The sequence below is a fragment of the Cupriavidus sp. Agwp_2 genome, assembly GCF_040784895.1.
GTDB lineage: Bacteria > Pseudomonadota > Gammaproteobacteria > Burkholderiales > Burkholderiaceae > Cupriavidus.
This window is the reverse complement of sequence record NZ_CP088084.1, coordinates 1,220,557-1,237,547: the sequence shown is the minus strand read 5'-3', so window position 1 is coordinate 1,237,547 and position 16,991 is coordinate 1,220,557. Positions and strand designations below refer to the sequence as shown.

Annotated in this window: 14 protein-coding genes; 2 read left to right on the top strand and 12 right to left on the bottom strand. The window is 67.6% G+C overall.

Features of this window, described 5'->3' with window-relative positions; translation table 11 throughout:
* Nucleotides 1–28: 28 nt before the first annotated feature.
* From LPA45_RS23405 to LPA45_RS23365, 9 genes are all read right to left on the bottom strand, one after another.
* Nucleotides 29–1,990 (bottom strand): glycosyltransferase family 2 protein, encoded by a 1,962-nt coding sequence (locus tag LPA45_RS23405; RefSeq protein WP_317920008.1) that lies wholly within the window; start codon nt 1,988–1,990, stop codon nt 29–31.
* Nucleotides 1,991–1,992: 2 nt separating this feature from the next.
* Nucleotides 1,993–3,348, bottom strand: a complete 1,356-nt coding sequence (locus tag LPA45_RS23400; RefSeq protein WP_116319906.1) for a hypothetical protein — start codon at nt 3,346–3,348, stop codon at nt 1,993–1,995.
* A 90-nt stretch (nt 3,349–3,438) separates the two neighbouring features.
* The gene (locus tag LPA45_RS23395; RefSeq protein WP_116319874.1) at nt 3,439–4,845 is read right to left on the bottom strand and encodes an HlyD family secretion protein; all 1,407 of its coding nucleotides are present in this window, start codon (nt 4,843–4,845) and stop codon (nt 3,439–3,441) included.
* A gap of 550 nt (nt 4,846–5,395) precedes the next feature.
* Nucleotides 5,396–6,886 carry an MFS transporter gene (locus LPA45_RS23390; RefSeq protein ID WP_317920009.1) on the bottom strand — a complete coding sequence of 497 codons (1,491 nt, stop codon included), beginning with the start codon at nt 6,884–6,886 and terminating at the stop codon, nt 5,396–5,398.
* 33 nt (nt 6,887–6,919) lie between these two features.
* A complete protein-coding gene (locus LPA45_RS23385) occupies nt 6,920–8,848 on the bottom strand; it encodes a TRAP transporter large permease subunit (RefSeq protein WP_317920010.1) in 1,929 nt (642 codons plus the stop codon).
* A complete protein-coding gene (locus LPA45_RS23380) occupies nt 8,845–9,471 on the bottom strand; it encodes a TRAP transporter small permease subunit (RefSeq protein ID WP_116319871.1) in 627 nt (208 codons plus the stop codon). Before LPA45_RS23380 ends, LPA45_RS23385 begins: the two co-directional genes overlap by 4 nt.
* A gap of 19 nt (nt 9,472–9,490) precedes the next feature.
* Nucleotides 9,491–10,636: a TRAP transporter substrate-binding protein gene (locus tag LPA45_RS23375; RefSeq protein WP_116319870.1), complete on the bottom strand. Its 1,146-nt coding sequence runs from the start codon at nt 10,634–10,636 to the stop codon at nt 9,491–9,493.
* 298 nt (nt 10,637–10,934) lie between these two features.
* Nucleotides 10,935–11,627 (bottom strand): intradiol ring-cleavage dioxygenase, encoded by a 693-nt coding sequence (locus LPA45_RS23370; RefSeq protein ID WP_317920011.1) that lies wholly within the window; start codon nt 11,625–11,627, stop codon nt 10,935–10,937.
* Nucleotides 11,628–11,704: 77 nt separating this feature from the next.
* Entirely contained in the window at nt 11,705–11,914 is a 210-nt protein-coding gene (locus LPA45_RS23365; protein ID WP_063241939.1) for a hypothetical protein, read from the bottom strand.
* Nucleotides 11,915–12,469: 555 nt separating this feature from the next.
* On the opposite strand from LPA45_RS23365, the gene LPA45_RS23360 reads away from it, so the two are divergent.
* A complete protein-coding gene (locus LPA45_RS23360) occupies nt 12,470–13,141 on the top strand; it encodes an ankyrin repeat domain-containing protein (protein WP_116319868.1) in 672 nt (223 codons plus the stop codon).
* A gap of 96 nt (nt 13,142–13,237) precedes the next feature.
* On the top strand, nt 13,238–13,768 hold the full coding sequence (locus tag LPA45_RS23355; protein ID WP_317920012.1) for a MarR family winged helix-turn-helix transcriptional regulator: 531 nt from the start codon (nt 13,238–13,240) through the stop codon (nt 13,766–13,768).
* Between the two features lie 85 nt (nt 13,769–13,853).
* Here the strand turns inward: LPA45_RS23355 and LPA45_RS23350 are convergent, their stop codons facing one another.
* The 3 genes from LPA45_RS23350 to LPA45_RS23340 are packed head-to-tail and all read right to left on the bottom strand — an operon-like array spanning nt 13,854 to nt 16,988.
* Nucleotides 13,854–14,369: a nuclear transport factor 2 family protein gene (locus LPA45_RS23350; protein WP_317920013.1), complete on the bottom strand. Its 516-nt coding sequence runs from the start codon at nt 14,367–14,369 to the stop codon at nt 13,854–13,856.
* A gap of 37 nt (nt 14,370–14,406) precedes the next feature.
* Nucleotides 14,407–15,696: an aromatic ring-hydroxylating dioxygenase subunit alpha gene (locus tag LPA45_RS23345; protein ID WP_317920014.1), complete on the bottom strand. Its 1,290-nt coding sequence runs from the start codon at nt 15,694–15,696 to the stop codon at nt 14,407–14,409.
* 11 nt (nt 15,697–15,707) lie between these two features.
* The gene (locus LPA45_RS23340) at nt 15,708–16,988 is read right to left on the bottom strand and encodes an NAD(P)/FAD-dependent oxidoreductase (RefSeq protein ID WP_317920015.1); all 1,281 of its coding nucleotides are present in this window, start codon (nt 16,986–16,988) and stop codon (nt 15,708–15,710) included.
* Nucleotides 16,989–16,991: the final 3 nt, after the last annotated feature.

Sequence of the window (16,991 nt, the reverse complement as noted above, 5' to 3'; positions counted from 1 at the left end):
CGGAGAGTCAGTGAAAGGCGGTTTTTGTTCAGCCCAGCAGCGCGCGCCGCATGAAGCGCGAGATCGCCAGCCGCGGCTGGCCCTGGCGGGCGATGTTATGCGCGGGATCGCTGAACAGCAGGCGGATCAGGCTGTGGCGCGCCGCCATGTCGGCATGCAATGCGATACCAAGCAGCTGTCGATCGCGCCGTACCACGCGGCAAGGAATCCAGCCGGTCTGGGCCAGCCACATCGCGCCCTCGGCGCCCGGACGGAAGGCGGCTGCCAGCGGCGTCGTCACGCCCGCGCCGTTGCAAGAGAGGTCGCGCGTGTTGACGCGGTACTCGCGCCCGTCCACGCGCAGCAAGGCCGCGGCGCGATGCGGGAATCGCTCTTCCTTGCGCGGCCGCGGCAGTTCCACGCACACTAGGAACGAAGCCAGGTACAGCATCAGCGCTACGCCCGTCCATACCGTATTGAAGGCCAGCCCCTGCGCATCGGCATCGACCACCAGCGCGCGGCCCAGCCCCAGCGCCGATAACGCCAGCAGGCCCGCGTACAGCGCCGCGAACTTGCCGTGGATCACCAGCTTCGATCGGTCCAGCCCCTTGTTGGTGACCTTGAACGGCCGTCCGAACGGCTTGAACATCGCGCTGACCAGCGACGCCGTCACCGCGAGCGACGCGACGATCTGCGTGACTTCGGTAAAGATCGGCAGCGCGCGCTGGCCCGTGATCCAGATGCTGTAGGCCCAGTACGCCACCAGCGCGGGCAGGCCGTACGCGAGGAACTGCAGCGGCTCGCCGTACAGCGTAGAGACGCCGAAGTACCAGTACAGCAGCGGTCCCGCCAGCAGCATCAGCGTGAATGGCCGCGACAGCCAGTGCAGCAGGCCATGCACGTAGTGCAGCCGATGCACCGCGGCATAGCCGCGCCCGCGCAGCGGCCCGTCGGCGGTCAGCGCCACCTGCACCGTGCCCAGCCCCCAGCGGCTGCGCTGGCTGATGTACTCGGGCAGGCCTTCGGCGGACAGCCCCACGCTGAGCCGCTCGTTGAGCCAGCGCGTGATATAGCCGTGCCGCAGCAGCCGGTAGGTGAGGTGGATGTCTTCGGTGACCGTGCCGGTAGGAAAGCCGCCGATATGCTCGACCAGGTCGCGCCGCACCACGAACGAGGTGCCGATGCAGAACGCCGTGCCCCACGCATCCTTGGCCGGCTGCATCACGTCGAAGAAGGCGCGCTGCTCGTCGACCCAGCACTCGGTGGCGCGCAGGTTGTACTGGATCGGGTCGGCGTTGTAGTAGAACTGGGGCGTCTGCACCACGCCCACGCGCGGGTCGCCGAACAGGCCCACAGTGCGCAGCAGGATGTTGCGGTGAGGCGCGAAGTCGGCGTCGAGCACCAGGATGTAGGGTGCGCCGCCGGCTTCGGCGCTGTGGCGCAGGCCGTTGTTGAGGTTCCCTGCCTTGGCGTGGGTATTGTCCGGGCGGGTCACGTAGTACGCGCCCACGCGGCCGCAGAACTCGCGCAGCCAGTCGCGGCGCGTGTCGTCGAGCACCCAGACGCGGAAATCGGGATAGTCGATTGCCAGCGCCGAGACGATGGTCTTCTCCAGGATGTCCAGTCCTTCGTTGTAGGTGGCGATGAAGATGTCCACGCGCGGCACTTGCGTGGCGCGGCGCAGCGCGGCTTCGCCGGCGTCGGCGGCATGCGAGTGGTTGCTGTTGCGGCCGAGCACCACGATCGACAGCAGCGTGTAGGTCAGCGTCATGCATTCGAATGCAAAGAACACATGCGCCCATGCGCTGGCGAAGGTCGGCTGCCACGGGGGCAGCGTCTCGCGGACGCGCCACGTCAGGTACACCAGCAGCAGCAGGAAGGTGATGCCGCCGAACAGCATGCGGTCAGCGGGCCGGTCCTGACGGCACAGCAGCGTCAGCAGCACCATCGCGAGCAGCACGCCGCCGTTAATGGCCAGCAGCGACTGGTTCTCGAGGAAGAGGGTGAACATCGTCACTCCTTGCCGGGGGCGGCGTTGGGGGCATTGGAGGCGTTGGCGTTGGCCGCGGCAATGGCTGGCGGCGGGCACGACGGGTCCAGGCAGCCGCCGGGACGGAACGGGTTCCAGCGCGCTGCCGCGAGCACGGCCCACGCGGTGGCACCAAGGTGCGGCAGGTGGAAATAGTAGAAGTCCTCCGTGGTCGACGTGGGCCCGATCGACAGCCCGGTGCTGATGCGCGCATCGGGCGTGGCGTAGAGCATGCCGGACGGGGCGCGCTGCGACAGCAGCAGCGGCCACAACGGCTGCGCCTGCTGCGCGCGCCCGGCTGCCTGCAGCACCAGCGCGGCCTGTCCGGTGCCTTCGGTCCAGATGCCGTCGGGACTCGCCTTGAAGCCGTAGCCCGCGCCGGCGCGATGGCGCGCGTCGACCCAGCCGAGGCCGCGGTGCCAGTCCTTGGGCGGATCGGGCAGGGCGATCAGCGGCCACAGCACGGCATCGAGCGCGGACGGGGCGGCATTGAGGGCACGGCCGTCATCGCGTGTTCCGATTGCGAAGCGGCCCTCGCGCGCTTGCCACATGGCGTCGACAAAGCCGCGCGAGCGCGCCGCGCCGTCGCGCCAGCGCGGCTCGTTGCGCCGGCTGGCGAGCCAGCTGAAGGCGGCATAGGTATCGACGTTATGCTCGGTCGACTTCCAGCCCTGGCGGATCTGCTTCGGCTCGTGGCCGAAGAAGCCGCCGGTATAGCCCGCGGGCGCGCCGGTATCCGGCACGGTAGCGTGCACCCAGCCCATCAGCGCCGCGGCCCCGTCCAGGTAGCGTGCGTCGCGCGTGGCCTCGTGCACCGCCAGCAACAGCAGCGCGGCCCAGGCGACGTTGCCGGTGGCGGTGCCGGCCTGGTAGGCGTCCTCGAACCAGCGCTTGCTGGGCTCGTCCCACCAGCCGGGTAACGGTGCCGGCCCTGCGGGCAAGGGGCCGGCGCGATAGGCGTTGCGCAGCCGCGCGTCCCGGTAATGGCGGTCCTGCCGGCTCGCCTGCAGCACCGCGTCGGCAATGCGGCGCGCTTCGGCGGGGCGCTTGCACGCGACCAGCGCGATGCCGGCCAGCGCGTTGTCGTAGACGAAGGCGGCGTTGCGCAGCGCCGGCATCAGCGGCTCGCCGCCCGGCGTGGGCTCGTAGCTGGCGAGGAAGACCGGGCCACTGCCGGGTTCACGGCCGACGCGCTCGGCCAAGGCCTTGCAGCCTTCGGCCAGCAGGGTTTGCTGCGACGCCTGCGCATGCGCGGCGGCAGGGGCGAGCGCCAGCGCTGCCGGCAGCAGCAGCGCAGCGGCGAGCCGGCGCAAGCGCGGCGGGGACAACGGTGGTCGCATCATGCTCGTCTCCGTGGTGTCCGGTCAGGTCCGTTCGGGTTCCGTTCGGGTTCCGTTCGGGTCCGTTCGGGTTCGTTCAGGCCAGCGCGCTCAGGTCAGCGATGCCCGCAACTGGCCCAGCCAGCTGCGGTCCAGCGTCACGCGCGCCCAGCGGCCCATGCCGCAGTGCCCCGAGGTCGCCGGCGCGGCACCGCCGGCGCTGGTCGTGGCTGCCGATGCCGCGGCATTCGGCTTGTCCGGCAGCTTGCCCAGCGGACGGTCGAGCTTTGCGATGACGTAGATCTCGTTCTTCTCGATCGGCGGGAACGGCACGAAGTAGCGCGCCTGGTCGCCGTCGGGCGCGCGCGGCAGGATCTCCGCCACCGATGCCGGCAGCGCCGCAGGCAGCCCGTCGACATGCACGTTCAGGCGCGCCCCCGGTAGCAGGTTGTCGCTGAGGCTGCGCGGGAACACCGCCACCACGCGCGTCTGCGCGCAGTTGCTGGCGCGAGCCAGCGTGGCGCCCGCTGCCACGCGCATGCCGGGCTGCGCCACCAGGTCTTCGATGGTGCCGGGCTCGGTCGCGCGGATCTCCAGGTTGGACAGGCGGTCGATGCGCTGCTGCTCGGTGGCGATCAGCTCGTCGACGGACTTGCCGTACGTTTCCAGTTGTTCGAGTTCGGCGGTCAGCTGCGCGGATTCGGCGCTCAGCGTCTGGCGCCGCTGCGCCAGCGTGGCACTGGGCCCGTCCGCGGACGAGGCGTAGACCTTGTTGCGTGACGCCTCGCTGTCGCCGACGGCGCTGTCCAGTTCGGCTTTGACCGCGGCCTTGGCGTTGGTCAGCATCGACAACTGGTAGCGAGAGGCGTTGGTATAGGCCTCGCTCACCGCGCCCGCCCACTGCATGCTCTGGTTGCGGTTGACGATCTCCTGCTGCTGGTCCTCCTGCGCGGCCGCCGACGCCAGCCGTGCCTGCAGCGCGCGTACACGCGTGGCGTGCTCGCGCTGCGCGGCGCCGTTATAGCGCTGCAGGTCCTGCTCGGTGGCGGCCGTCAGCCGGCGGTTCGATTCCAGCCGTGCGCGCGCGGAATCGTACCGCTGCTGCGTATCGAGCTTCTTGCCGGTCAGCTCGACCAGCAGCGAGCGGTCGATGTTCGGGTTCTGCACCATCATCAACGGCTGGTTGGCGGTGACGCTCTGGCCCGCGGCCACCTTCTGCTGCACGACGATGCCTTCGACCGGCGAGGTCACCAGGCTGACGGGACTGTTGATCACGGCCCGCTCCGACGAACGCGTAAACACATTCGGAAACATGATCGTCAGCACCGCCCACACGATGAACAGCACCACGCCATAGCCGGCCATGCGCGGCACGATATGCCACAGCGGTACGGCGACTGGCTGCTGGCGCTGGACCAGGCCGTCGCCGTGCGGCTGGCGCTGCGGCGCCGGGGCCAGCGTCTGGCGTGGTGGCGGGGATGATCGCGGGGGCGGTGGGTTATTGCGCTGGTCGGCCATGGTCGTTGTTCTCCGGCAAGCAGGTCAAAAACATCCCTTCCGGCTGCTGGCACCGCAGGCCGGACGAGCAAAATCCCAGGCAAGCGCGCGGCGTCGCGCAAGAGCTGTCGCGCGATGCCCGGCCTGCTAGTCCCCAATTCAGCTTGTTGTCTGCAGCACGCGCGCTGCGGCAGTCAGCCGCCGCGGCGTACTTTGCATCGGACCTCGGTCCGGTCCGTGGATTTGTCCGTTTTGTTTCGGACAGCGTTGAACAATGGCCGATCGCTGTTGCGAGCAGCAAGCCGATGGCCACGAGGTGGCAGCCTGTTGACGCTAAGAATCTTGCAGTCAGGCCGCCGCGAGTGAGTTAAGGCTAGTCAGTTGCCCCTTGGCTTGCTGTAAGAATGTGTAAGGGGAGGTCCTTGTCTTGCTTAATACGGCCTTAATACTGGCAGTGCGAAAGCAGGACGCGAGGGGTGCACAGAGGGGCCAGGAACGTTGTCCGGCGCGGGCTGCAGACTGGCGGACAGACGCCGACTATTCGCTCACTATTCGTCGACTATTCGCTTACTTATCGTTGCGCATGATCGTCCGCAGCAAGCGGCGGCGCGACTTGTTCCAGCGGACGGCGTTCGGCGTCGATGCCAAAGCGCAACGCCAGCAGGCCCGCGATGATGACGAGTGCCGCACCGAGGCCATAGCCCGCTGCCACCGCCTCGCGGCTGCCGCTTTCGATCAGCGCGCCCAGCAATAGCGGCGCGATGAACCCACCGGAGCCTGTGCCGAGGGCGTAGAACACCGAGATCGCCAGGGCACGCATTTCCAGCGGGAATACCTCGCTGGCGGTGAGATAGGCGGAGCTGGCCGCAGCCGAAGCCAGGAAGAACACGGCGGACCAGCACAACGCCTGCGAGCGCGCATCGAGCCAGCCCTCGACAAAGGCCCAGCCGGTCAGCGCCAGCCCGATGCCGGACAGCACATAGGTCGCGGCGATCATGCGGCGGCGCCCGATCTGGTCGAACAGCGGGCCGAGCAGGAAGGGCCCGGCGGCATTGCCCAGCGCGAACGGGAAAATGTACAGCGCCACGCGCGCATCCGGCACGTGGTAGAAGCGGGTCAGCACCAGCGCATAAGTGAAGAAGATAGCGTTGTAGAAGAACGCCTGCGCCACCATCAGCGCCAGCGTGATCGTGCTGCGCTGGCGATAGCGCCGCAGCAGCAGGCGCATGACCTCGCCCACGCCGGGGGCGGCACGCCGGCGCATCGCCACCGCGGCGCAGTCCGATGCGACCGGCGGCAGCGGCCCGTGGCTCGCGCGCACCTCCGCCTCGATCGCGGCGACCACGCGCTCGGCTTCGTCCAGCCGCCCGTGCGTGGCCAGCCAGCGCGGGCTCTCGGGCACGTGCCGGCGCACCAGCACGATCGCCACCGCCAGCACCGCACCCAGCGCAAAGCACGCGCGCCAGCCCCATACCGGCCCCAGCACGCGTGGATCGAGCACCACCAGGCTCAGGCCCGCGCCCAATGCCGCGCCAAGCCAGAAGCTGCCGTTGATCGCCAGGTTGACGCGCCCGCGCACGCGCGCGGGAATCAGTTCGTCGATGGCGGAGTTGATTGCGGCGTATTCGCCGCCGATGCCCAGCCCGGTCAGGAAACGGCAGGCGGCAAAGAAGGCAAAGCCCGGCGCGAACGCAGTGGCCAGCGTCGCTACCATGTAGACGGCGAGCGTGGCCAGGAACAGCCGCTTGCGCCCGAGCCGGTCGGCCATGCGCCCGAATACCAGCGCGCCGATGACCGCCCCGAGGATATAGAGCGAGCCGGTCCAGCCGACCTGCGTCGCACTCAGCGACAGCGTGTCGGGCCGCTCCAGCACGGCCCCGACCGAGCCGACCAGCGTGACCTCGAGCCCGTCGAGCACCCAGGCAATGCCCAGCGCGATGGTGACGCGCCAGTGCCAGCGCGACCACGGCAGGCGGTCCAGCCGCCCGGGGATGTCGGTGCGGAATGCGGTATCGAGCGGAAGGGTGGCGAGCGCGCTATCGGCTGGCGTTGCGTTCGGCATTGCCAACCAGTATAGGCGCCGTGGCGCCCGGCTTCAGCGGTACAGCACCGTGGGCAGCCAGAGGCCGATGCCGGGGAAGACGTACAGCAGCACCAGCGCGATCAGCTGGATGCCCATGAACGGCAGCATGCCGAGAAAGATCTGGTTCAGCGTCACGTGCGGCGGCGCCACGCCTTTCAGGTAGAAGGCGGCCATTGCCACCGGCGGCGACAGGAACGCGGTCTGCAGGTTCAGCGCCACCAGCAGGCCGAAGAACAGCGGATCGATGCCGAAGTTGTCCAGCAGCGGGATGAAGATCGGCATGAAGATGATGATGATCTCGGTCCATTCCAGCGGCCAGCCGAGCAGGAAGATGATGACCTGCGCCAGGATCATGAACTGCACCGGCGACAGGTTCAGCGACAGCACCCATTGCTCGACCAGCGCCTGCCCGCCCAGCAGCGCGAACGCCGCCGAGAAGATCGACGAGCCCACGAACAGCCAGCACACCATGGCGCTGGTCTTGGCCGTCAGCAGCACCGACTCCTTGACCACGCGGAAATTCAGCTGGCGATAGGCGGCCGCCAGCAGCGCGCCGCCGAGCGATCCCACCGCCGCAGCTTCGGTCGGCGTGGCCAGCCCGAACACGATCGAGCCCAGCACGGCCAGGATCAGCAGCGCCAGCGGGAAGAACGATGCCAGCAGCATCTTGAAGATCTCCAGCCGCGCGAAGCTGAAGCGCCAGTAGAAATAGACCATCAGCACCACCACCACGCCAAGCGTGATCCAGAACCAGCGCGGCGCGGGCGATGCCGCGGCTGCCGGCTGAGTATCGGGCGACGCGGTCGCCGTTGCCGGCGCCGAAGGCGCGGCGGCTGGCGCATCCGGTGCCGGCGCCGGCACTGTTCCCACCGGTGGCGCCGGCGTTTCCTCCGGTGGTGCCTGCAGATCATCCAGCGGCGCGCTGCTTTCCTCGGCCGAGCCAAGCGACAGCGGCGCTTCGACAGCGACGGTGGCAGCCGGCGCGGTCACTGCCTCGTACAACGTGCCCATGATCACCGCCACGGCCAGCGCGGGCAGCAGCACGATGCCTAGCTGGCGCGCGAACGCGGCGGTGGGCATGTCCGCATTGCGCGGCCCTTTGAGCGCGCGCAGCATGCCGGTGCCGAAGGCCGGTAGCGCGCGTACCGCGCCGCCGGCCTGCAGCGTGTTGGCCAGCGCCGGTAGTGGTACGACCCGCTCGGCTTCGGGCAGCGGCGGTGCCAGCGAAGGCTTCAGCTTGGCGATGATCAGGATGTAGACGATGTAGAGGCCAGTCAGCATCAGCCCCGGGAAGAACGCACCGGCATAGAGCTGCACTACCGACACACCTGCCGTGGCGCCATACACGATCAGCAGTACCGAGGGCGGGATCAGGATGCCCAGGCAGCCGCCGGCGGTGACCGCGCCGGCCGACAACGCCGTGTTGTAGCCCGCGCGCAGCATCGCGGGAAACGCCAGCAGGCCCATCAGGGTGACCACCGCGCCGACAATGCCGGTGGCGGTGGCAAAGATCGCGCACGTCACCAGCGTGGCCACCGCCAGCGAGCCGGGGATCCAGGCCAGCGCCAGGTGCAGGCTGCGGAACAGCTTCTCGATCAGGTTGGAGCGCTCGACCAGGTAGCCCATGAAGACGAACAGCGGGATCGAGATCAGCACGTCATTGGTCATGACGGCATAGGCCCGCTGCACCATCAGGTCCAGCGTCTGCTGCACCGCGATCTCGGGATTGGCGTGGCGATAGGCCAGCCATGAAAACAGCACGCCCATGCCCATCAGCGTGAACGCGGTAGGGAATCCCAGCATGATGGCCACCACGATCAGCGCGAGCATCAGCAGGCCGAGATGCCCGTTGGTCCAGTCGCCCGGCGCGGGCATGAACCAGATCACCGCGCCGACAATCAGCGCCATCAGCGTGACGCCGAACCAGAGTTCCTTTCTCATCGCGCGGCGTCCTCGCGGTGGGGTGGTGGGGGCGTGTCAACGAGCTCTGCTGTCGGCGTGCCTTGCACCATTTCCTTGAGCTTGTCGACGTCAACTTCCTCGACATCGCCCTCGCGCGGCGGCCAGTGGCCGCGCTGCAGGCACAGCACGCAGCGGATGGTCTCGGCCAGTCCCTGCAGCAGCAACAGCGCGCCGGCAATCGGGATGACCGCCTTGAACGGGTAGATCGGCGGGCCATCGGCGGCGATCGACGAATGTTCGTTCTGCGCCAGCGAGATCTCGAAGAAATCGATGCCGGCCCAGGCCAGCGCGATCACGCCAGGAAAGAAGAAGGCCAGGTAGAGCACCAGGTCGATTCCCGCCTGCATGCGCGGCGACAGGAAGCCATAGAGGATATCGCCGCGCACGTGCCCGCGCTTGGCCAGCGTGTAGGCGCCCGCCAGCATGAAGAGCGTGCCGTACAGCATGTTGCTGGCATCGAATACCCACGCGTGCGGCGCGCCCAGCGCGTAGCGCGAGAACACCTCGTAGCTGATCATCAGCGTCAGCGCGATGATCAGCCACGAGCCGGCCTGGCCCACGAATGTGCTTACCCGGTCGATGCCGAACAGCAGGCGTTGCACGACGGTACCCCCGCGCTACTCAGGTGCGCTTGGCGAAGTAGTGGTTCGTTGCCAACCGGAAGTCGACGTTGGTGTCGTTCTGCCAGCGGGTGGCGCGCTGCGCGAAGGCCTTCATCGAGTCGTTGACCTTCTTGAACATCGGGTTTTCCTTTTCCTTGCGCGCCACGATCTCGTCCCAGACCTTGAGTTGTGCCTGCAGCACCGAGTTGGGCGTGGCGTAGAACTTCACGCCCTGCGCCTGCAGCGCCTGGTAGTCCTTGGAATAGCGGTCGATTGCCTTCATCGACATATCCGCCGAGGCCGCCTCCACCGCGTTGGCGATCAGCGCCTTCATCCTGGCGGGCAGCGCGTCATAGCGCTTCTTGTTGAACAGGATCTCGAACTGCTCCGAGGACTGGTGGAAGCTGCGCAGCATGCAGACCTTGGACACGTCCTGGAAGCCCAGCGCACGGTCCGAACTGGCATTGTTGAATTCGGCGGCGTCGAGCAGGCCCCGGTCCAGGGCCGGCACGATCTCCGCGCCCGGCAGCGCGTTCACCGCGGCGCCCAGCCCGGTGAAGATATCGATCGACAGGCCGACCGTGCGGAACTTCAGCCCCTTGAAATCCTCCGGCTTGGTGATGGGCTTCTTGAACCAGCCCAGCGGCTGCGTCGGCATCGGCCCGTACAGGAACGAGACCACGTCGAGATTCAGGCTGCGATAGATCTCTTCCTGCAATTGCTTGCCGCCGCCGTACTTGTGCCATGCCAGCAGCATGTTCGGGTCCATGCCCCACGCGGGGCCGGAACCCCACAGCGCCAGCGCGGAGTTCTTGCCGTACCAGTACGCAATCACGCCATGGCCGCCGTCGAGGGTGCCCTTGCTGACGGCGTCGATCAGGTCGAACGCCTTGACCACCGCGCCGGCGGGCAGCAGTTCGATCTTCAGGTCGCCGCCCGACATGCCGTTCACCTTCGCGACAAAGTCGCCGGCAAACTCGTGGAAGATGTCCTTGGTCGGCCATGTGCTCTGCCAGCGCATGGTGATGGGGCCCTGCGCCTTCACGATCGCAGGGAATCCCATGGCTGCTGCACCAGCTGCCGCGCCGGCGGCACCGCCCAGAAAGCCGCGCCGCGAGACGTCACCCCTGACACCCGCGCCACTCGAGGCACCACCCTCGGCCATCGCCTGCTTCGCCTGTGTTTTCCTCGTCCTGGATGCCATGATTGCCTCCATCTGTGGGTGGGGTGGGCGCGAGCGCCGGCAATGGGCCGAGGCAGCTCGCCGCCGTCTTGAATACCGGAAAAGTCGGGAAAATCGGGAAACGGTGGACCGGCAGGCTGCGCGCGCTGCGCAGGGTGGTCCTTGATTCCCTTCATGGTAGGAAAGGGACAGAGAACCACAATCTAGGGATTACCCGCGCGGTGTGGGCCGCCGCACTTTGGTTTCGTCGCGCGGGCGTGATGCGGCAATGCCGCAGAGTTCAGGCGCGCGCGATGCCTACCGTGAATTCGCCGTCGATCGCGCCGCCGGGTTCCGCGGGTTGGCTCACGCGCACCGTGCTGGGCCGGCTGCCGGCGATCGGATCCCGTGTGGTCGGCCGTGTCGGCACGCCGTGTGCGCGGTAGGCAGGGTGGCTGCCGAGCACCTGGCGGCTGAGCGCATCGTCGAAGTACAGCTGGCTGGTCAGGATTTCCGACTGCGCCAGCAGCACCTTGTAATGGATATGGATGGCGCGCGCCGGATACCAGCCGGGATAGATGGTGGTGAACGTCGCGACGCCGTCGGCCCCGGTGGCCTGCACGCCGCGCAGGTAGCGCGCTTGCCGGTTGGCGGCGCTTTCGCCGCTGTAGCTGCCTTCGGCGTCGCAGTGCCAGACGCTGACCAGCGCGCCCTGGACGGGCGCACAGTTGCGTTGCGCCTCGACCACGCGCAGGCGCAGCCGCAGCGGCTGGCCGGGGCGGCCGTCGCGGATGTCGGCGCGCACCAGCGCGTCGTCCAGGTAGAAGGGCCCTTCGGTGGCCTCAGGGGTGAGCAGGCAGGCCGCCGGCGCCTGCGCTTGCGCGGTGCCGATGCCGGCGAGCGCAAACAGGCCGCCCAGTTCTTGCAGGAAGCGGCGGCGTGCGGCGTCGGGATGGGCTGTCCCGACAAAGCCGGCTGCAGGGCGCACGTCCATGTGGGTCTCCGAGGGATGCGGGGTGCGCGCTGCTGCGCGAGTCGCGGGTCAGCCGGTTGGGTAATGGGCGGGACGCCTCAGCGTCCCATCGCTTTCAGCATGGAGTAGCCATGGCTGGTGATGCGGGGTTCCTGCCGGCAACCGTGCAGGACTTCAAGCTGGACCAGTTGTTTTTCGACCAGGGCCTTCAGGTCGGTGGGATCGATCTGGCGGGAATCGCTCGAATCGAGGGAGTCGGGGCCATCGCTCAAGAGCAATAGCGTGGCAAGTTCATGCGGGCTCAGCACGTTCATCTCCTTGGCTAGAAGGGGGCGTTTGCTGGGAGTCTGCAGGGCGCACGCGGCGCCCGCGCGAAGAAGCGCACCGTGGAGACCAATGCACTTGCGGCGGCGCGTGCTGCGCTGCGGCACGAATGCTGCAGTGCGGTGCGCGTTCGCATGCCCGGTCTCAGGCGGCTAGCTTCTTTGACGGCACCGCTGGCGCGCGGTTCCTTGCCAGGCTCTCGCCGTTACAAGTTGCCCCGCTGCGTGGCGGTGTCGGAGCCATTATCAGCCAGCAACGATGACAGTGTGATGGCCATGCCGGCGGCGTGGGCTTGGCCGGCGGCGCGCGCGGCTGGTCGCTCGCGGTCGGCCATTAGCGGTCGGCCATTAGCGGTCGGCCATTAGCGGTCGGTCATTAGCGGTCGGTCATTAGCGGTCGGTCATTCGCTTTGGCACTGAATGCTATTCGAAACCTTAACTTCCGGTGCGCGGCGCCGGCGTGACAGAATGCCGCGACCAGGCCGGTCGGCCTGCGCGGCCCTGTTCTTCCTCACACGCATCCCGCACGGAGATCCTTGCATGCTGGCGGCGCGCCTGCTCCTCTGTCTTGCCTTTGTCATGGCCATGCTGACCCACGTTTCCTCCGCAGCCGGCGGCTCGCCGGCCACCGAACTCCACGCCGCCGCGGCAAGCGGTGACGCCGCACGGGTCGGCGCGCTGCTTGCCAGCGGCGCCGCCATCGACGCGCGCGATGCGCAGGGACGTACCGCGCTGCTGGTCGCCGCGCACCGCAACCAGGTGCAGGCGGCAAAGGTCCTGATCGAGGCCGGCGCCGACGTCAATGCCAAGGATGCGATCCAGGACAGCCCCTACCTCTACGCCGGCGCGCGCGGCCACAACGAGATCCTGCGCCTCGCGCTGGCCCACGGCGCGGACCTGCGCAGCACCAACCGCTACGGCGGCACCGCGCTGATCCCCGCCGCCGAGCGCGGGCATGTCGAAACCGTGCGCATGCTGATCGCGGCGGGCGTGGACGTCGACCACGTCAACCGGCTGAAATGGACGGCGCTGCTCGAGGCCATCATCCTCGGCAACGGCGGCACCGCGCATACCGAGATCGTGCGGCTGCTGGTGCAGGCGCGCGCCGACGTGAACCTCGCCGACGGCGAGGGCGTTACTCCGCTGCAGCATGCGCGCCAGCGCGGCTACGTGCAGATCGAGCGCCTGCTTGCTGCTGCGGGCGCGCGCTGACGCGCCATCGACGCGACGGGCAGTGACCCGTTCAGGCGAATCGCCGTCACCGTGCCTCATATATACTGTCAGTATGCATACAAAATGGTGAAGGCGATGTCTCCGAGAGCAAAGCGCAGCACAACGAGTGAAAGCGGCCGTACGGCAACCGCGGAGCCGGAAGCGGATCCGGCCAAGGAACTGCTCTGGGCCCGTCCGGGGTTTCTTGTGCGGCGGCTTCACCAGATCCACGTGGCGATGTTTTTCGAGGAATGCAAGGCGCCCAACATCACGCCGGTCCAGTACGCCATCCTGACCGTGTTGTCGGTGCTGCCGGGGCTGGACCAGACCTCGCTGGGGCAGGAAGTGGGGCTGGACCGCACCACGACCATGGACGTGGTGCGCCGTCTGGAAGACCGCGGTCTGGTCGAGCGCCATGAAAACCCCGCAGACCGGCGTACGCGTCATGTCCACCTGACGCGCGAAGGCAAGAGCGTGGTCACGTCGCTGCGTGCCGACATGGCACGCGCGCAGGAACGCATGCTGGCGCCGTTGAAGCCCGCGCAGCGGGAGGTCTTCATGGAGTTGCTGGCGACGCTGGTGGAAGCCAACAACCAGTACAGCCGCACGGTGCTGCGGAGCATGTAAGCAAATCGGCGGGCTTCGTTTGCTCCCCTCTCCCATTTATGGGAGAGGGGAGGCCACCATCGCGGGGTTTGACCGGTCAGTCGCCTCAGACCGGATAAACCAGGTCGTTCGCAATGATGGTGGTGTCATACACCACCTGCCGCTCGCGCAGCAGCAGCTTGCCGCCCTGGCGGCGGAAGCGGTCGTGATAGGTGCCGGCGAGGTGGATCGTGGTGGGGCCCTCCACCAGCGTCTGCAACAGCATGAAATTGGCCTGCGCCACGATATCGCCTTCGGCCGTTTCAGCGCTGACCCGCGTGTTGGTCACCAGGTGCAGGTTGTAGCGCGGCGCGAACATCTGCGTATTGGCGATCGCCGCGGCGCGGTCGCGCATCATGCCGATGCCTTCGGCATACACCAGCCCTACGGGCAGGTTGCGTTCGGCGTTCTCGCGCGCGGTGATACGGTAGAGCGCGTCCTCGGTGAAGAAGCCCGGCCATTGCTCGACCATGCCGGCGTCGAGCACCGCGCAATAGTCCGCGTGGAAGGCATCGATCTCCAGCCGCAGTTCGATCGCGCGCGCGGTGCCGAGGGTGCTCTCGCGATAGAGGGAGTAGTTCATCGGTTTCATATTGCTTTGGATTCCCGTCAGGCGGCGTTCAGAACCCCATCACGCCGCGGTAGTACTGGTACATTGCGCGGATCGCGGATTCGGAGATCAGGGAGCTGGAAGTGCCGATCTGCTGCGCGTCCAGCTTGAGCACGTTGAGGTCGCTGCTGGAGCGGCGCACGCCTTCCTGCACGAATTTCATCGCCTCGTTGTCTTCCAGCCCAAGGAAGCCGGCGGGGCCCATCAGGTTGCCCTGGCGCAGGCGGTGCTGCGTCATTTCCTCGGAATCGTCCTCGTAGCCGAACATGGTCCACAGCATCAGCATGCTGTCAGGGCCATTGGGCACGATCTGGCGCACGCCCAGGGTGTTCATCTCGCGCTGCACGATCAGGTTCGGCCAGATCGTCTGCATCGTCACCGACCACGGCGAGTCGAACTCGCGCACGTATTCCAGGAAGCGTTCGTCCTCCAGGCGCATGCCTTCGTGGTACGAGCGCATCTCCTTCTTGTTTTCGTCGCTGACGGCCGCATACTTGTCTTCCTTCTTGGCCGATGCCATGGTGCCATGGCGGCCATGCACGGGATCGGCGATCATCGCCGACTCGTTACCCGCCACCAGCAGGCCGAACACCACCAGGAAGGAGTGCAGCAGTGTGGCGTGGTACGGGTCCTTCAGGTTCTCGTGGTACATCTTCCAGTTGCACGGCAATTCGTTCTTGTAATAGCCGAGTACCTTGAGCGGCTTGCCATTGAAGACGATGTCGAAGTCCTTCAGGATCTCCGGCGTCATGTAGTCTTCCAGGCTTTCCATGTCGGGCGCGTAAGAGGCAAAGATCGCGCCGTTGCGCGTTGCCACGTGCAGCTTCACCAGGCCGTGGTCTTCGTTGCGGAAGTCCTTCGGCATGCCGCCGGCGCGATTGACGCCGCGCTTGAACGGAACGCCCTGCAGGTTGCCCTTCAGGTCGTAGGACCACTGGTGGTACGGGCAGACGAATTCCTTGGTGTTACCCTGGCTGTGGCGGCAGAACTCTGCGCCGCGGTGCGCGCACCGGTTCTCGAACACGTTGATCGAGCCGTCCTCGGCGCGCGACACGACCACCGGCGTCGCGCCGACATATGAACGCTTGAAGTCACCGGCGTGCGGGATCTCTGCTTCGAGTGCGACGTAGTTCCACGAGCGGCCGCGGAAAATCTTCTGCAGCTCCAGATCATGGACGGCCTGGCTGGTGTAGACCCAGTCCGGGATGTAGTGGAGGCCGTCCTCGGGCCAGCGGCATTCATCCAGTCCCGGGTTCTTCTTGCCCAGCGTGTGCTGGATCACCGCTTGTGTCTGGTACATGTGGGGTCCTCTCAGAGTGTGATGGAGCTGTCTGCTTCTGCCTGCCGTTCGCGCACAACCTGCCGCAGCGGCAGGGTGTCGTCGCACAGGCGTGCGAAATGTGCCGAGACGTCGTGTCCGACCAGTGAGCGCAGCTGGCGCAGGTCGCCGCCGGCATTCACGGCAATGGCATGGCTCAGGCGGCCGTGGCGGGTGCCGAGCAGCATGAACTTCGGGGCGGCATCGTCGTGGGCCGCGATGCCGCGCCAGGCATAGCGGATGTCCGGATGCGCCGCGCCGAGCATCTGCACGTTGCAGCCGAACTGGTCGGTCCAGAACCACGGCAGTGCCGCGGGTTCCGCATCCACGCCCAGCATGGACGCCGCCGCGATGCGTGCCTGTTCATTGGCGCTTTGCCAGGACTCAAGCCGCATCTCGGTGCCGAACAGCGCCTGGTACTGGCTGCAGCAGTCGCCAGCGGCGTAGATTCCTTCCGCGCTGGTACGGCACCGTTCGTCGACCTGGATGCCGCCATTCTGCGGGTGCAGCGCCAGGCCAGCGCCGGCGGCGAGTGTCACTTCCGGGGTCAGGCCAATGGCGACCACCACCAGCGGTGCGTGCAGCGCGGAGCCGTCCTCGAGCCGCATCTGCACGGCATCGCCCTGCACATCGCAGTGAGCGATGCCGCAGCCAAGGCGCAGGGTCACGCCTTGCGCCCGCACCCGGTCTGCCAGCCACGTGCCAAGCTCCGCCGGCAGGGCGCGGCCAAGCAGGCGGTCCGCGCTCTCGACCAGTGTGACCTTCAGGCCCATGCCTGCAGCGGTCGAAGCGGTCTCCAGGCCAAGGAAGCCGCCGCCGACCACCACAAGTTCGCCAACGCGCCGCATGGCGTCGCGCAGGTGCGCCGCGTCGTCCAGCGAACGCAGGTAATGCACATGCTGCGTGCCGCGCGGCAGCGCCGGCAGCGCGCGGGCATTGCCGCCGGTGGCGAGCAGGCAGGCGTCATAGCCGATGGCGCTGCCGTCGGCCAGGTGCGCGACATGCCGCGCGGCATCGAGCGCGGTGACGCAGGCGCCCAGCCGCAGATCGATGCCTTGGTCGGCATAGTAGCTGGCGGGGTGCACGCCGATCTTGCCGTCCTGCCCGGCGTCGGCAAGCACGGACTTGGACAGCGGCGGGCGCTCGTACGGCGCGTGGCGCTCGCCGCCGGCCATGACGATGCGGCCGGCGTAGCCAAGGCCGCGCAGCGAGGCGGCGGCCATGGCCCCGGCCTGGCCGGCGCCGACGATCAAAAAGGGCGTGTGCTGTGTCATGAC

What these genes read in the sequence shown, in the direction of transcription:
- LPA45_RS23345 (WP_317920014.1), bottom strand. Translation starts at nt 15,696, where the DNA reads ATGTACCAGACACAAGCGGTGATCCAGCACACGCTGGGCAAGAAGAAC.
- LPA45_RS23360 (WP_116319868.1), top strand. Translation starts at nt 12,470, where the DNA reads ATGCTGGCGGCGCGCCTGCTCCTCTGTCTTGCCTTTGTCATGGCCATG.
- LPA45_RS23390 (WP_317920009.1), bottom strand. Translation starts at nt 6,886, where the DNA reads ATGCCGAACGCAACGCCAGCCGATAGCGCGCTCGCCACCCTTCCGCTC.
- LPA45_RS23405 (WP_317920008.1), bottom strand. Translation starts at nt 1,990, where the DNA reads ATGTTCACCCTCTTCCTCGAGAACCAGTCGCTGCTGGCCATTAACGGC.
- LPA45_RS23350 (WP_317920013.1), bottom strand. Translation starts at nt 14,369, where the DNA reads ATGAACTACTCCCTCTATCGCGAGAGCACCCTCGGCACCGCGCGCGCG.
- LPA45_RS23395 (WP_116319874.1), bottom strand. Translation starts at nt 4,845, where the DNA reads ATGGCCGACCAGCGCAATAACCCACCGCCCCCGCGATCATCCCCGCCA.
- LPA45_RS23375 (WP_116319870.1), bottom strand. Translation starts at nt 10,636, where the DNA reads ATGGCCGAGGGTGGTGCCTCGAGTGGCGCGGGTGTCAGGGGTGACGTC.
- LPA45_RS23370 (WP_317920011.1), bottom strand. Translation starts at nt 11,627, where the DNA reads ATGGACGTGCGCCCTGCAGCCGGCTTTGTCGGGACAGCCCATCCCGAC.
- LPA45_RS23385 (WP_317920010.1), bottom strand. Translation starts at nt 8,848, where the DNA reads ATGAGAAAGGAACTCTGGTTCGGCGTCACGCTGATGGCGCTGATTGTC.
- LPA45_RS23400 (WP_116319906.1), bottom strand. Translation starts at nt 3,348, where the DNA reads ATGCGACCACCGTTGTCCCCGCCGCGCTTGCGCCGGCTCGCCGCTGCG.
- LPA45_RS23340 (WP_317920015.1), bottom strand. Translation starts at nt 16,988, where the DNA reads ATGACACAGCACACGCCCTTTTTGATCGTCGGCGCCGGCCAGGCCGGG.
- LPA45_RS23355 (WP_317920012.1), top strand. Translation starts at nt 13,238, where the DNA reads ATGTCTCCGAGAGCAAAGCGCAGCACAACGAGTGAAAGCGGCCGTACG.